12 protein-coding genes are annotated in these 15,659 nt (G+C 36.5%); 6 read left to right on the plus strand and 6 right to left on the minus strand.

All coding sequences use genetic code 11. The features are described 5' to 3' along the window. The 4 genes from ACY651_RS18290 to ACY651_RS18305 form a co-directional block, all read left to right on the plus strand. Nucleotides 1–261, plus strand: a 261-nt coding sequence (locus tag ACY651_RS18290; RefSeq protein WP_462254949.1) for a succinate dehydrogenase/fumarate reductase transmembrane subunit, incomplete at its 5' end; no start/stop codon positions are given. A gap of 252 nt (nt 262–513) precedes the next feature. Further along, a complete protein-coding gene (locus ACY651_RS18295) occupies nt 514–2,490 on the plus strand; it encodes a fumarate reductase/succinate dehydrogenase flavoprotein subunit (RefSeq protein ID WP_462254950.1) in 1,977 nt (658 codons plus the stop codon). Between the two features lie 38 nt (nt 2,491–2,528). Then, entirely contained in the window at nt 2,529–3,275 is a 747-nt protein-coding gene (locus ACY651_RS18300) for a succinate dehydrogenase/fumarate reductase iron-sulfur subunit (protein WP_462254951.1), read from the plus strand. A gap of 162 nt (nt 3,276–3,437) precedes the next feature. Next, complete coding sequence (locus ACY651_RS18305; protein ID WP_462254952.1) at nt 3,438–6,887, plus strand: hypothetical protein; 3,450 nt, start codon at nt 3,438–3,440, stop codon at nt 6,885–6,887. 11 nt (nt 6,888–6,898) lie between these two features. Here ACY651_RS18305 and ACY651_RS18310 read toward each other — a convergent pair whose 3' ends face one another. Both ACY651_RS18310 and ACY651_RS18315 read right to left on the minus strand, forming a co-directional pair. Next, nucleotides 6,899–7,480, minus strand: coding sequence for a Uma2 family endonuclease (locus tag ACY651_RS18310; RefSeq protein WP_462254953.1), 582 nt, complete (start codon nt 7,478–7,480; stop codon nt 6,899–6,901). Nucleotides 7,481–7,593: 113 nt separating this feature from the next. Continuing rightward, a complete protein-coding gene (locus tag ACY651_RS18315; protein ID WP_462254954.1) occupies nt 7,594–8,598 on the minus strand; it encodes a hypothetical protein in 1,005 nt (334 codons plus the stop codon). Nucleotides 8,599–8,787: 189 nt separating this feature from the next. On the opposite strand from ACY651_RS18315, the gene holA reads away from it, so the two are divergent. Continuing rightward, complete coding sequence (gene holA / locus ACY651_RS18320) at nt 8,788–9,786, plus strand: DNA polymerase III subunit delta (RefSeq protein ID WP_462254955.1); 999 nt, start codon at nt 8,788–8,790, stop codon at nt 9,784–9,786. Nucleotides 9,787–10,060: 274 nt separating this feature from the next. Here holA and ribF read toward each other — a convergent pair whose 3' ends face one another. Further along, nucleotides 10,061–10,984 (minus strand): riboflavin biosynthesis protein RibF, encoded by a 924-nt coding sequence (ribF, locus tag ACY651_RS18325; protein ID WP_462254956.1) that lies wholly within the window; start codon nt 10,982–10,984, stop codon nt 10,061–10,063. 215 nt (nt 10,985–11,199) lie between these two features. Here ribF and ACY651_RS18330 point away from each other — a divergent pair, with 215 nt between their 5' ends. Then, the gene (locus ACY651_RS18330; RefSeq protein ID WP_462254957.1) at nt 11,200–12,390 is read left to right on the plus strand and encodes an AIR synthase related protein; all 1,191 of its coding nucleotides are present in this window, start codon (nt 11,200–11,202) and stop codon (nt 12,388–12,390) included. Nucleotides 12,391–12,394: 4 nt separating this feature from the next. Here ACY651_RS18330 and ACY651_RS18335 read toward each other — a convergent pair whose 3' ends face one another. From ACY651_RS18335 to ACY651_RS18345, 3 genes are all read right to left on the minus strand, one after another. Next, on the minus strand, nt 12,395–12,907 hold the full coding sequence (locus ACY651_RS18335; protein WP_462254958.1) for a hypothetical protein: 513 nt from the start codon (nt 12,905–12,907) through the stop codon (nt 12,395–12,397). A 245-nt stretch (nt 12,908–13,152) separates the two neighbouring features. Beyond that, complete coding sequence (locus ACY651_RS18340) at nt 13,153–14,211, minus strand: TonB-dependent receptor plug domain-containing protein (protein WP_462254959.1); 1,059 nt, start codon at nt 14,209–14,211, stop codon at nt 13,153–13,155. After that, nucleotides 14,208–15,644 carry a M56 family metallopeptidase gene (locus ACY651_RS18345; RefSeq protein WP_462254960.1) on the minus strand — a complete coding sequence of 479 codons (1,437 nt, stop codon included), beginning with the start codon at nt 15,642–15,644 and terminating at the stop codon, nt 14,208–14,210. The genes ACY651_RS18340 and ACY651_RS18345 overlap by 4 nt, the downstream gene beginning before the upstream one ends. Between the last annotated feature and the right edge of the window lie 15 nt (nt 15,645–15,659).

Genomic DNA, 15,659 nt, shown 5'->3' on the forward strand with positions numbered 1-15,659 from the left:
AACAGCCAGGCTGTGCATAATTTATATGCCGAAATGCAAAACGTTTTTCAAAATAATTTGTTAGTAGTAATTATTTATGTGTTGGGAGTAATTTCCTTATGCTGGCATTTGATACATGGTTTTCAAAGTGCATTTCAAACCTTTGGTGTAAATCATAAAAAATACACACCAATAATAAAAGCAATGGGTGTAGGGTATTCAATAGTTATTTGCCTGCTGTTTGCATCAATGCCTGTGGCATTTTATATGGGTTGGATATAACCCCATCCTATTGAACTTCGTTCGTTCTTTTTCAAAGAACCCCGAAGGGAAGAGAAATGGAGGAGATTAGTGCGAAGAAGTACATAACATGATTAAAGTTGAACAAAGAAATAATGTACAAGAGTGCGACGCCAAGGAAGCTAAATTGAAAAAAAATTGGTTGGAATAAAAAATATAAAACAAGATCTATAACATAATCTCCATTTCTCTTCCCCTTCAGGGGGAGATAGAGGGGGTTTCATAATTTACAATATGGCTTTAGATTCAAAAATACCTGCAGGTGAAATGAACGAAAAGTGGGAAGATTACAAAGGACATGTAAAACTTGTAAACCCTGCCAACAAAAGAAAGTTAGAAGTAATAGTAGTGGGCACAGGCTTGGCCGGTGCATCTGCTGCTGCTGCATTGGGAGAGTTGGGGTATAAAGTAAAAACATTTTGTTTTCAGGATAGCCCACGCCGTGCCCATAGTATTGCAGCGCAGGGTGGAATTAATGCCGCAAAAAATTATCAGAACGATGGCGACTCGGTGTTTAGATTATTTTACGATACTGTAAAAGGTGGCGATTACAGGGCGAGAGAAGCTAACGTACACCGTTTGGCAGAAGTGAGTGCAAATATTATTGATCAGTGTGTGGCGCAGGGTGTGCCTTTTGCAAGAGAATACGGGGGCTTATTAAGTAACAGAAGTTTTGGTGGTACACAGGTACAGCGTACATTTTATGCCGCCGGCCAAACAGGGCAACAGTTACTGTTAGGTGCATACAGTGCTTTAGAAAGACAAATTGCATTGGGAAATGTAACACAATACAGTCGCCACGAAATGCTGGATGTGGTGATGATTGACGGAAAGGCAAGAGGTATTATTGCAAGAAATTTAGTAACCGGCGAATTGGAAAGGCATTTTGGTCATGCCGTTTTATTATGCAGCGGCGGTTATGGTAATGTATTTTATTTAAGTACCAATGCTATGGGCAGTAATGTTACTGCTGCATGGAAGGCGCATAAAAAAGGTGCATTTTTTGGTAACCCCTGCTTTACGCAAATTCATCCTACATGCATTCCTGTTAGCGGCGACTACCAAAGTAAACTTACCTTAATGAGTGAGAGTTTGCGTAATGACGGAAGAATTTGGGTGCCTAAACAAAAAGATGACAACCGCAAGGCAACTGATATACCTGAAGAGGAAAGAGATTATTATTTGGAAAGAAGATATCCTGCATTCGGTAACCTTGTGCCCAGAGACGTAGCTTCAAGAGCTGCTAAAGAAAGGTGTGATGAAGGTTACGGAGTTGGTACAACAAAGCTGGCAGTGTATCTTGATTTTGCTGATGCGATTAAACGTTACGGAAAAATTGAAGTGGGTAAAGGGGCGTTGGAAAATGTGGACGAGGCTGGAATTATTGCTATGGGTAAAGAAGTGGTGAAAGAAAAATATGGTAACCTGTTTGAAATGTATGCAAAGATAACCGGTGAAAATCCTTACGAAGTACCCATGAGGATTTACCCTGCTGTGCATTATGTTATGGGCGGGCTTTGGGTAAATTATGAATTGCAGACAACTGTACAGGGATTGTATGCATTAGGCGAAGCCAACTTCAGCGATCATGGTGCCAACCGATTGGGTGCATCTGCATTAATGCAGGGTTTAGCTGACGGATATTTTGTAGTGCCTTATACATTGGGTAATTACCTTGCTGATGAAATTCGTAACCCATCAATTCCTACAATACATCCTGCATTTGAAGAAACAGAAAAAGCAGTAAGCGACCGGATTAATACTTTGATGAATATTAAAGGCAAACAAACAGTAGAAAGTTTTCATAAACGTTTAGGAAAAATAATGTGGGATAAATGCGGTATGGCACGTAATGCACAGGGCTTACAGGAAGCTATAGCCGAAATTCAGCAGTTGAAAAAAGAATTTTGGAGTGATGTAAGAATTCCGGGAGAAATAAATGGTATGAATCCAGAACTGGATAAGGCCGGACGTGTGGCGGATTTTATTGAACTGGGCGAACTGATGTGTAAAGATGCATTAGAGCGTAACGAAAGTTGCGGAGGGCATTTTAGAGAAGAGAGCCAAACAGAAGATGGCGAAGCAAAACGTGATGATGATAATTACAGTTATGTTTCAGCATGGGAATTTAAAGGTGAGAGTAATTGGGAATTAAATAAAGAAGTATTGGATTTTGAGATTGTGAAACCAACGCAACGTTCTTATAAATAAAATAATTACAGCAATTCAATTATATGGAGCATTACAACATGAATCTCACACTAAAAGTGTGGAAACAAAAAAACACCAAAGACAAAGGCCAGTTTGAAACTTACCAGGTAAAAGATATTTCATCTGAAATGTCTTTCTTAGAAATGTTTGATGTGTTGAACGAACAGTTAATTACTGAAGGAAAAGATTCTATTGCATTTGACCATGATTGCCGTGAAGGTATTTGCGGTATGTGCAGCATGCATATAAATGGCAAAGCACATGGGCCGTGGGCTCAAAACACTACCTGCCAATTGCACATGAGGGCTTTTAAAGATGGCGATACCATTGTAGTGGAACCATGGCGCAGTAAAGCGTTTCCGGTAATAAAAGATTTAATGGTGGACAGGAGTGCATTTGACAGGGTGATACAGGCCGGAGGATTTATTTCGGTTAATACTGGTAATGCAGTTGATGCTAACGCTATACCTATTGATAAAAAAAATGCAGATGATGCATTTGCTGCTGCTGCCTGTATTGGTTGCGGCGCCTGTGTTGCAGCCTGCCCCAACAGCAGTGCCATGTTATTTGTTGGCGCTAAAGTTTCTCAATTAGCATTGTTGCCACAGGGGCAACCCGAGAAAAATACAAGGGTAATGAATATGGTGGCCCAGATGGATAAAGAAAGTTTTGGTAATTGTACCAATACTTATGCCTGTGAAGCGGAATGCCCTAAAGGTATTTCCGTTGCCAACATTGCAAGGATGAACAGAGAATACCTTGGTGCAAGTTTAGGATCGGAATAAAAAACACTTTTATAAAATGCAAACCTTCGTTAAGAAGGTTTTTTTATGCAGCAAATTGCCAGTTATCCGTCTCTTGCACAATAAATGCTAATTTTATGCATTACTAATCTAAAACTGTTGAAGCACCCCCGGATATACCTGTTTTTAATAATGATTTTTTTTGTGCAGGTAGTATCTGCACAAAAGCCTTCACCGCTGTCTAACCTGCGTACAAAACTATTAGTGGTAAATGCAGATGCGGTAAAATTCGATTCTCTAAGCATTGTTCCCAATTCGGTAAGTATAGCCAATGTGCCATCATCTGCCTATAAAGTGGACGAAGTAAATGCCACTATTACCTGGATAAATAAACCAGCAGCAGAAACTGTACTGGTTACTTACCGTGTATTTCCTTTTAAATTAAATGCTGTTGTAAAACATTATAATTACGACAGTATCCGGTATAATTTTATCAACAACAACCCCGTAACATTTAATCTTAATACTAAGCAGGGTAATCCGCTTTTCGATTTTGGTACTGTAAAATCCGAAGGCAGTTTTGGCAGGGGAATATCTTTTGGTAACAGCCAGGATGCAGTGGTAAACTCCAGCCTTAATTTACAACTCAGTGGTTTTATTGGCGACAGTTTGGAATTAACTGCGGCCATAACGGATAACAATATCCCCATACAGCCGGAAGGCAATACACAAGACCTGAGGGATTTTGATAAAATATTTTTGCAAATAAAAAAGAAAGGCTGGCAGGCAAATTTTGGCGATATTGATATCAGGCAAAGTAAAAATTATTTTCTTAATTTTTATAAACGTTTACAGGGAGTTTCTTTCAGTACAACTAATAAGATCAGTAAAAAACTGTCTAATTCGTTGCTGGTAAGCGGTGCTGTTGCCAAAGGAAAGTTTACCCGTAATATTCTTACACCAATTGAAGGTAACCAGGGACCTTACCGGTTGCAGGGCGCTAATTTCGAAGTGTATTTTGTAATTCTTGCCGGCACAGAACGTGTTTTTATAGATGGGCAGCTAATGCAGCGTGGCGAAGACCAGGATTATATAATGAATTATAACACTGCCGAAATAACTTTTACCCAAAAAAACTTAATTACAAAAGATAAAAGGATACAGGTAGAATTTGAATATGCCGACCGCAATTTTTTAAATGCACAGGTGTATGCAACCGATGATTTGAATTTTAATAATAAATTTATTTTAAGTGTTGGAGCGTTCAGCAATTCTGATGCAAAAAATTCTTCTATCAACCAGGTGCTTGATAACAAACAAAAACAATTTTTAGCTGATGCAGGAGATGGAGTGGACAGTGCTTTTTACGAAAATGCCCAACGGGATACTTTTTCGGTAGATAAAATTTTGTATAAAAAAATTGATACTTTATACAATGGAACGGTGCATGATTCTATTTTTGTTTTTTCTACTAACCCCAACGATGTTTTGTACAGTCTTTCATTTGCTTACGTAGGGCCGGGCAAAGGCAATTATATGCCACTGCAAAATGCCGTTAATGGTAAAGTGTACAACTGGGTTGCACCCGATATTAATAATGTAAAGAAAGGTGACTGGGCTCCGGTAATTTTATTAATTGCACCCAAAAAGCAACAGGTAATTACCATTGGGGGAGAATATTTATTTTCTGCCAAAACAAAAATTAAAGTGGAAGGTGCCATGAGTAATTATGATATCAATCTTTTTTCGGCAAAAGACAAAGCAAACGATAAAGGTTATGCAGCAAAACTGCAATTTCAAAACAGCGATGCAAAAATTAAATTGTTCAGTAAGGCTTTGCTGATGCAAACAAATTTAGGATACGAATTTGTGCAGGGCCGCTTTAAACCATTGGAGCGTTTGCGTAATGTAGAATATTTACGTGACTGGAGTTTACCTTTTGCAGTTAGCAAAGCAGATGAACATATTACCAATGCATCGGTAAAAGTTGCAGACAGCAAAGGTAATTTTTATGCTTACGAAATTATTAATTACAAACGCAGCGATAATTTTAATGGCATTCGCCAGCAAATTGATAATTATACCGTTTCCAAAGGATGGAAGTTTACCAACAAAATAAGTTTTACCACCACCAATTCACAAAGCGATAACGGTACTTACTTCAGGCCCACCATTGATATAAGTAAAGAGTTATCCAAAATTAAAAAGCTGCAGGTGGGCATTAATTACAGCAGCGAACAAAATAAACAACGCAATAAAATTACAGATAGTTTATCGCCATTAAGTTTTGCATTTAATATTTGGCAGGTGTATGTAAAATCAAATCCCAATAAGTTAAACAAATGGGGGCTGTCTTATTTTACAAGAAATGATTTATTGCCCGTACAAACAAAATTACAGCAGGCAGATAAAAGTGATAACTATAATTTTTTTACTGAAGTGATGAAGAATGAAGACCGGCAGTTGAAAATAAATATCACTTACCGTAAGCTGCATATTTTAAACAGCAGCATCAGCAGGCAACGGCCTGATGAAAGTTTACTGGGCCGTACCGAATATGCTTTTAAAGAATTTAAGGGATTATTAAACGGAAATATTTTGTATGAGCTTGGTTCGGGGCAGGAGCAAAAAAGAGAATTTACTTTTTTTGAAGTACCGGCAGGGCAGGGCGAATATACCTGGATAGATTATAATGCAAACGGCATAAAAGAATTAAATGAATTTGAAATTGCTGTTTTTCAGGATCAGCGTAAGTACGTAAAGCTTTTTACACCAAGCAACGAATATGTAAAAGCAAATTATGTACAGTTTAATTACAATTTGGATATTAACCCAAAGTTGATAATAAAGCCCATAAATGCAAAAGGCATAAAAAAATTATTGTACCGCTCCAGCACCAGTTCCTCTTTGCAAATAAATAAAAAAGATATTTCTACCGGTAAATTTAAATTTAATCCGTTTACAAAACAATTGGTAGATACTACATTGCTTGCTTTAAACTCCTTTTTAACCAACACTTATTTTTTTAACCGCAGTAATGTAAAATGGGGTTTTGATGTTACGCATGGTTTAAGCAATGGAAAAACTTTACTGTCGTACGGCTTCGAAAGCCGAAAAGTGCGTAACCTGTTTGGAAAACTAAGATGGAACCTCAACAAAAATTTTTCCACTACAGTAAATTTCCGTCAATCTAAAAACGAATTAAATACCAGCGGTACAAAATTTAATAACCGTAATTATCTTATTCTGCAAAACAGTGCGGAGCCTTCTGTTGCCTATATTTATAAATCAAATTTTCGGTTAAGCCTGGCGTATAATTTCAGCGATAAAAAAAATACTATCGATTCATTGGAGAAAGCGATCACTCATTCGCTTATCGCCGATGTTCGGTATAATATTTTAAACAACAGTACGCTTAATGCTAAAATTACTTTTAATCAAATTAATTTTAAGGCTTACCCCGGTGCAGCAAACACTACAGTAGGTTATATTATTTTAGATGGTTTATTACCCGGCAAAAATTATTTGTGGAATGTAGAATACACCAGGCGGCTTGCAGGAAATTTTGAGGTAAGCATTCAGTACGAAGGCCGCAAGCCCGGCGAAGCAAAAACGGTGCATGTAGGCAGGGCATCTATAAGGGCAATTTTGTAATGGCGGTCAAATTAATTGGTGGCTTCCAACGCCACATTTTTATACAAACCTTTTAGATCAACCTGCATTGCAATTACATCAATTGTAAAAAAATCATTTAAAGTTTTGTATTCATGCAGTATCCAGGTACCATCTTCTTGTTTGGTGTATTTTTCAACCAATAGTTCAAGGCTCGATATTAAAATATATTCTTTTAAACTGGGTATATCCCTGTATAATTTAAACTTACCGCCTCTGTCATAATCTTGTGTAGTGTCAGAAAGTACTTCAATTAATACTGAAGGATTTGTAACAATATCTTTATGATTTTCTAAGGTTGCTATTGTACCACAAACTATCGATAAATCAGGATAAGTGAAAAGAGAATTAAGCTCTACATGAATTTTTAAATCACTTTGAAAAATAGTACAGCCTTTGTCATTTATAAAACTACCAATAGCAACATGGGCATTACTTGCAATCTGGTTATGCTGAATGGAGGCACCGGCCATAGCAAAAATTTCACCTTTATAAAACTCATGTTTTACATCAGATTTTTCTTCGCTTTCTAAATAAGCCGCTATACTGTGTTTTAAAAGTGGCGCAGCACCCATATTTTTTATTTTAGTAAAAGTACAAAAATTTTTATGCTAAAAAACTTCTTCTGTAAATTTAAAAGTAAAGTTTACAGAAGAAGTTCTTGTATTTTAATCAGCAAAAAAAATCTTTATCCAAACAATCCGCCCTTTTTAAAACTCTTAACACCTTCGCCAATTTTAAAACCATTATTGTACACTTCAATTTTATAATTGCCGGTTTCAAAATCGCTGTTCTGTTTCCAGTCAACATTTATAGTTTGGCGCTCGCCCTGTGTATAATTTACTTCTACCTTTTGGGTAAAAAATTTATCTTCTCCTTCTCTGGTTTTAAAAGTACCTGAGCCTAAAGCTTCCACGGTAACCGGCGTTCCTTTAGGATCGGTGATAGAAATATAAATGGTTTTATTACCCGACTGTGTAATCCGATTTTCATCCAGGTCGAAAGAGATACGTAATTTATCAACACGTTTTGCGGTGCTGGTTGTTTTTTCTTTGCCGCCTCTTCTTTCGTTAATGCCTGTTATAGCAAAATTGCTGGCATGTAAAGTAGAACCTATATCAATAACATTTTCTCTTTCTGCGATAACAGATTTTGCTGAGTCAAAGTTTTTTTGAACAACATCCCTTTCTTTTGTAACCGTTTCTTTTTCCTGTATCAAAACAATTTTTTCTCCCTGTAGTGTTTCAATTTGTGTTTTGTATCCGGCAATGTCTGTATTTAAAGAAGCAATTAAAGTTTTTGCCTGAGCCAGTTCTTCTTTTGTTGCATTGGCTTTACTGAGTAACTGCTGAATTTGCGTTCTCTTGGCGGCAATATCCCTGTCACGTTGCGTTACAATGCTGTCTTTACTGTGCGCCATGTTAGCACTGCTGGTTTTAATCATGTCGTACTGCATAGTGGCATCGTCTAATTCTTTCCGCAGCTGATCTTTTTCGCTGGTAGTAGTAGCAAGCTGAGTATCTTTTAACTGAATAGTTTCTTTGGTTTGATTCTTATCATAAAGAATATAACCCCAGGTGCCTAACAGTGCAACCAATAAACCGCCGGTAAGTAAATTACGCATGTTGTTTTTTGGTGGCGGTGGTGCAGCCGGTTGCGTACTTTCAGTAGCAGGAAAATTTTCGTAAGCCATAATTTATTTGGGTTTTATTGTTGACAAAAGTATTCATTCAGCAAGTTAAAAAAAGAGTAAAATAGCTGTAGTGTTAATATGTGAATAAATAACAGACTGCTGTTATGTTGGCAATTGCGCTAAAATTATGCCAATTTTTATATGGGTAACAGCAGCCAATGCCTGTAAAAATATTTTATCTTTGGTGCCATGAGTGCCGAAAAAATTATCAACGACTGGAAAAAGAAAAGCTTTAAAACCCTGTACTGGCTTGAAGGCGAAGAAGATTACTACATCGATATGGTAATGGATTATGCCGAGCATAAAATTTTAGATGAAGCAGAAGCCGGTTTTAACCTTACCGTTTTTTATGGTAAAGATGCCGACTGGCCATCAGTAATAAATGCCTGCAAGCGTTATCCCATGTTTGCCGAGCGGCAGGTGGTGCTTTTAAAAGAAGCCCAGCAAATGAAAGATCTTGATAAGCTGGAAAGTTATTTTGAGCACCCGTTAAGCTCCACCATTTTTGTAATAGCGTACAAAACTAAAACTTACGATAAGCGTACAAAATTGTACAAGCTTTTAAAACAATCAGCCGAAATTTTTACATCTGAAAAATTAAAAGATTTTAAAGTACAGGAGTGGATAAAAGAAATGGTAACGGGTAAAGGCTATTCTATAAGCAGCAAAGCCGTGGGTTTGCTGGAAGAACATATTGGTAACGACCTTACCCGTATGGCCAACGAAATTGATAAACTCTCTATTAATTTAAAAGGCCGCAAGGAAATTACAGAAGATGATATTGAAAAGTTTATCGGCATCAGCAAGGAGTATAATGTTTTTGAACTGCAGGCCGCCATTGCAAAAAAAGATTTGGCCAAAGCCATAAAAATTATACAGTATTTTGAAGGCAATCCCAAAGCCGCACCCATACAAATGGTTCTGCCGGCACTGTATGCCAACTTTAGTAAAGTATATACCGTTTTTGGTATGAACGATAAAAGCGAAGCCGCTCTGAAACCACATTTTTATTTTAACAGCACCGCCGTAAAAAATGCATTAGAAACCATCCGCAATTACGGCTACGACGGTATTGAAAGAATTTTATTATTACTGCACCATTACAATTTAAAAGGTGTAGGCGTTGGCGATACCGGCACTTCCGATGCATCGCTGATGAAGGAAATGGTGGTGAAGATGATTGCGTAGAAAATAAAAAGCTTTCAGCAATTTTGTTTTTTTTTTGAGCCGGGCTATATTTCTTTGTTCAATTTCGGTGGCGTCGCACTCTTGTGCATTAAATCATTATTAAACTTTAATCATGTTTTATGGATCACCTTCGCCTTGGTTCGTGACTTCACGAAACTTTCGCTCCATTCTCCGCTACAATAAAAGTTCCCCAATGTTATGCCGTACAAGAGTGCGACGCAACAATGCCAAATTAATAAACAAATGCCCGTAACAAAAAATGTAAAACGAAGTTTTATAAAACCGCTAAACTATCTTCCTTATCCCTGTGCAGTTGTTGTTTCAATTCTTCCAGGCCATTAAATTTTACTTCGCTGCGTAAATATTTTTTTACATACACCCTTATGGTTTTACCGTAGATTTCTGTTTCAAAATTAAAAATATTTACTTCCACCACACGTTTTTTTCCATTTACCGTGGGCCTGAAACCAATACTCATCATGGCCTTGTAACGGCTGCCATCAACCTCGGTGTACACTGCATAAATACCATCACCTAAAACAATTTTTTCTTCGTCGGTGCTTTTAAGGTTGGCAGTGGGGTAGCCAATAGTGCGGCCAATTTTATCGCCATGCACTACTTCGCCTTCAAAAAAGAAAGTGTAGCCCAGCAGTTGGTTGGCTTCTTCCACATGGCCGTGTAAAATTGCTTCACGGATATTGCTGCTGCTTACTTTTATAGTGTCCAGCAAATGCAAAGGAATTTCCATAAGCTGATAATTATATACGATGGCTTTTTCTTCCATCAGTTTATAATCACCCATACGTTCTCTGCCAAAGCGATGGTCGTACCCAATGATGATGGTATGTGGCTGAAATTTATCTACCAAAAAATCTTTGATATATTCTTCGGCAGTTTGGTTGGCAAAATAATCGGTAAAAGGCACTACCACCAAATGATCTACGCCGGCTTTTTCTATAAGTTCAATTCTTTCGCTTAGTGTATTGATGAGCCTGATGCCCGTAACGGCAGAGGAAACCACTTTACGTGGATGCGGATGAAAGGTGATGATGATAGATTCGCCACCTGCCGCCACTGCTGCATCTTTAAGTGTATTTATAATTTGCTGGTGGCCGCTGTGTACCCCATCGAATGTGCCAATGGTAATGACCGCATTTTTAAAAACCGGCAAATTATCTATGTTATGATGTACCTGCATAGGAAAGTTGTGCAAATCTAATGGATAAATTGCCCCTAACCCCTGAAGGGGAACTGCAGCTTTTTAAATTAGATCTTATTCTTTTTCTTTAAAGACTTGCAAATCTAATGGATAAATTTATAATGAATAATGGATAATTATTTAATGGATAATGGATAATTCGTTTGTAATTTGCGCCCGATTCATTATTCACTATTCACAATTGACCATTCACAATGTCTTTATACAGTAAACGTGGCGTATCTGCCCAAAAAGAAGAAGTGCATGCGGCTGTTAAAAACCTCGAACAGGGTTTATTTCCCAATGCTTTTTGCAAAGTGTATCCCGATTTTTTAGGCGGCGATGATGATTTTGTAAACATTATGCATGCCGATGGTGCCGGTACAAAAAGTATTCTGGCTTATTTGTACTGGAAAGAAACGGGTGATATTACTGTTTGGAAAGGCATTGCACAGGATGCGATTGTGATGAATTTAGATGATCTGTTATGCGTAGGCATTTATGATAATATTGTTTTCAACTCTACCATCGACAGAAATAAAAATTTAATACCCGGCGCCGTGCTGGAACAAATTATTACCGGCAGCCAGGATTTATTTGATACCTTAAAAACATTTGGTGTGAATATTCACTACCTCGGCGGCGAAACTGCTGATGTGGGTGATGTAGTGCGTACTATTGCGGTTAACGGCACCATGACCTGCCGCTGGCCTAAAGATAAAATTATTAGCAACGATAAAATAAAAGCTGGTGATGTAATTGTTGGTTTTGCCAGTTACGGGCAAGCCACTTACGAAACTGCATACAACAGCGGTATTGGCAGCAACGGCCTTACCAGTGCAAGGCACGATGTGCTGAGTAATTTTTATGCCAAGAATTATAAAGAGAGTTTTGATAATAATTTGGATGATGATGTGGTGTATATTGGAAAGCAAAAGTTAACGGACAGTATTTCTAGCACCGCAACCGTTGGCCAACTTATTTTAAGCCCTACCAGAACTTATGCTCCTGTATTAAAATCATTGTTGCAAAATCATTTTGAAAAAATTCACGGTCTTATACATTGTAGCGGCGGCGGACAAACGAAGTGTATGAAGTATTTGCCTTCTCAGGTGTCAGACGGTTCTAAACCGTCAAGACACCTGAAAATTATAAAAGACAATTTATTTGAAGCGCCTGCAATTTTTAACATCATTAAAAAGAACAGCGGCAGCAATAACCGGGAAATGTACGAAGTATTCAACATGGGTTGCCGCTTAGAAATTTACTGCAATGCCAAGGATGCGGAAACTATGATTGCCGAGGCTAATAAATTTGGTATTGCTGCACAAATTATTGGCAGGGTAGAGGAGAGTGATAAAAAAGAATTAGTGATTAAGGTAGATGGGGAGGAGATAGTGTATTAGGATATTATTCCAATTTTATTGATTTGGTTATAGGTTTTGCAAGTGTACCATCAGTATTTTTAAAGATGCAGTTTTCAAAACTTATAATGCTGCCAGGGCTACATCTGGCAATTAAGTTTTTTAACAAATCATTTTCCCCGGTGTGAACAGTAAGAACATTATGAAAATTTTCGCCTGAAAAATAAATGGTACCAGAGATAAAAATTTTCTTACTTAACTCAAAGATTTCATTAATATTTCCGGGATATCTGCTGGAGTCAATATTTACATATGCACCTCCATAAAAAAAATAAGCCTTACCCGCTATCGTAATTTCTTCCGCTTTCTTATTGATTAATTTAATATTATCAAATGTTACAACTGAACCTGGCATACATCTGGCAAATAGTGTATCTAAACGAAATAATGCACTTGTATCTAAAAAAGCAACTTTTACATTTTGAAAATTTGCTCCCGAAAAATATACAGAGGCACTTTTAAATTTAAAACCGGTTGTAACTTTTATTTCTTTTTGCAATTTAAATGAATCAATGTTTACCCTTGTGCCAATAATATTGCCTACAGTAAATTCGGGTATTTGTTTTGAAGGTGTTTTAACTGTAAGAATTTGTGCTTGTATATGGGGTGCAAAAAATATTATCAACATCACAGATAAAAGCGATAATATTTTTTGAGGGTTAAGAAAATACGTTTTTATTAAAAGGCAAATCATTTGCTAAAATAAAAACTATATTCCAGAATAGGAATTTGTTTGTATTATATTCAAATATTTAACAAAGGATTACTTAATAAGTTAGCTGTTACAGATTTTTTATTTCCTTCCACCACAAAAGTAATTGGTTGTTTACGGTAAGCATTTACTGGTCTGCCATTTTGAATGGCGGGTTTCCAATTGGGGCTTTGCTTTATTAAACTGATACAATGTTGTGCAGTTTTACTGTTTTGATAATTGGTGGTAGTAACGTCACTTACAGTTCCGTCTGCATGTACAATAAACTGAACAACGATGGTATAGGTGCCCGCTTTCCATCCTTCATACACCGGAATATCCGGGTTTAAATTTTTCATTAAATACTTTCTCCATTCATCATCACCGCCGGCAAAGGATGGTTCAATTTCAGTCTTGGTAAATACTTTAAAAGTATTATCAGTTTTAATGGTAACTATTATTGCTCCGTCATCTGCTTTTGCTCCAAATTTTTTAGGGCCTTCAATTTTATCGTACATTTTTATTTCGTCAAAATGTTCTATACCTGTTTCCTTCATATATTTTACAAGGGTGTACCTTTTGTATTCTTTGCCATCCACTTCAAAGTACGGGCTTGTTCCCTGGTTATTTAAATCGCCGTAGGAAGTTAACCTGTTGATATAGGGAGGACTTTTTTCTGGTTTTAAATTAATTATCACCACCCCATTTTTCCCTTTTTCTCCATATATCTGCAGCGCTGTGATTTCTTTTATCACTCTTACTTCTTCTATTCTTTCAGGATTTATCTTGTCTGCATCTTCTTTAGTAGATTCTTTTCCATCAATAATGTATAATGGAGTTGTTTTTTTGTATCCCTGAACAATAACTTCAGTTACATTTTTATTTTTTGTTTTTATTTCTACAACCCCATTTTTCCCTTTTTCTCCATATAGCAATGTTGCAGAATTACCTTTCAAAACATTTATACTTTCAATGTTATCCGGTGCAATAGTATTAACATTAAAGTTGTCTTCTTTTACTTTACCATCAACAACATATAAAGGCGTCGGTTTTTTATATCCCACAACCACAACTTCCCTTAAATCATCTGCTTTTAAGGTTACATTTATCATAGCAGTTTTTCCTTTGGCATCAATAATATCATCCAGTTTATTGCCTTTACAACAGTTACATTACTTATTTTATCAGGTGGTATTGTATTTAATTGTTCCGGAGTGGAAATTTTTCCATCAATATAAATTAAGGTATTCGATAAATCACCACTTACTACTGTTTTATTGCCAGATAATTTAACAGCGTTATTCTTCTCATCAAAAAAAGCAGAATCTGCAGTAATTACAACAGCATCTTTTTGAGTTAATTTAATTACACCGTATTTGCCTTTTGCACCATAAATTTTCATAGCCTTTTCAGGGTTGTATATTACTGCAGTATTAAAATTGGCGTTATTTTTTTCTACATAATTATAACCTAAGTTGCCAATTTCTTTTGAATCAACTATTACTAAAGCTTTAGTTTTAAATGCATCGGTTTTAAAATAATTGGTATCAGCATTTTTTGTATTCATAATCATTGTAACTGGTACCGTGTCTTTAAATTGCTGCGATTTATTTAGATTATTTTTTTCTAATCCTGCGGTTTCTTGCTTTGCTAAAGAAGTGTTTTTTACTTTAAAAGTAAACGCTGCAAAAATTAAAACCAGCAACGGCAATACCATTACTCTTCCAAAGTAATTTACTTTAGGATTTTTATTTTTAGTTAGCATGAGCAATCTTCTTTTTATGGGGGAATAGAAAAAATTATTAGTGAGTTGAAACCGGTGCTGTGGATAAGTAGCCTGCAATATCATGGCTGCAAAAGATGCGGTGTCGCTGTCTTCTACCGCTTTTTTATCGGCAATAAATTCATGTATCATGTTCAGCTCTTTGCGGATAAGCCAGAAGAAAGGGTTACACCAAAAAAAGATGAGAATGATATTGGAGAAAATTTTATCGTGGCTGTGTTTTTCCTGTACATGCGCCAGCTCGTGTTTAAAAATTTGATGGCCTGTTGTGGTTTCTATATTAATACTGTTATTCCAAAAAATATAATTGAAAAAGGAGAATGGGGTGCTTTTAGCATCGGTATTTACAAAAGAAATTTTATCAATAATTTGTGTTGGGTACTTTCTGATAAGATTAAAAATACTGTAGAGTGTATGCAGAAAAATTATAAATAGCACAAGCGATACAGCTAAATATGCCAATGGATACAGTTGGGTTATATCAAATGAATTAGATGAGGCAGATATAATTATGTTGCCCATATACTCATCGCCATTGCTAACTGCCTGCAACGCTTGTATTACTCCTGTGGGTTGCTCTGCTGCCGGTTGCCAAAAAATTATTTTTATAAATGGCAATAGCAATGATAATACTACAGCTGCCATCAGGTAAAAGCGGTTGTACTTGTGAAAAACTTTGTTACGTAGCAGCAACCAGTAATAACAATACAAAATGCCGGAGCAGATAATTACTTTTAAAAGGTACCAGGCGATAGGCAGCATAATTATTTAATTAAA

The organism is Ferruginibacter sp., from assembly GCF_031391665.1.
GTDB lineage: Bacteria > Bacteroidota > Bacteroidia > Chitinophagales > Chitinophagaceae > Ferruginibacter.

Bases quoted from the DNA above. Each gene is read 5' to 3' on its own strand.
- ACY651_RS18310 (WP_462254953.1), bottom strand. From the start codon at position 7,480: ATGGGTGCTGCGCCACTTTTAAAACACAGTATAGCGGCTTATTTAGAA.
- ACY651_RS18315 (WP_462254954.1), bottom strand. From the start codon at position 8,598: ATGGCTTACGAAAATTTTCCTGCTACTGAAAGTACGCAACCGGCTGCA.
- holA (WP_462254955.1), top strand. From the start codon at position 8,788: ATGAGTGCCGAAAAAATTATCAACGACTGGAAAAAGAAAAGCTTTAAA.
- ACY651_RS18330 (WP_462254957.1), top strand. From the start codon at position 11,200: ATGTCTTTATACAGTAAACGTGGCGTATCTGCCCAAAAAGAAGAAGTG.
- ACY651_RS18295 (WP_462254950.1), top strand. From the start codon at position 514: ATGGCTTTAGATTCAAAAATACCTGCAGGTGAAATGAACGAAAAGTGG.
- ACY651_RS18345 (WP_462254960.1), bottom strand. From the start codon at position 15,644: ATGCTGCCTATCGCCTGGTACCTTTTAAAAGTAATTATCTGCTCCGGC.
- ACY651_RS18340 (WP_462254959.1), bottom strand. From the start codon at position 14,211: ATGATAAATGTAACCTTAAAAGCAGATGATTTAAGGGAAGTTGTGGTT.
- ribF (WP_462254956.1), bottom strand. From the start codon at position 10,984: ATGCAGGTACATCATAACATAGATAATTTGCCGGTTTTTAAAAATGCG.
- ACY651_RS18300 (WP_462254951.1), top strand. From the start codon at position 2,529: ATGAATCTCACACTAAAAGTGTGGAAACAAAAAAACACCAAAGACAAA.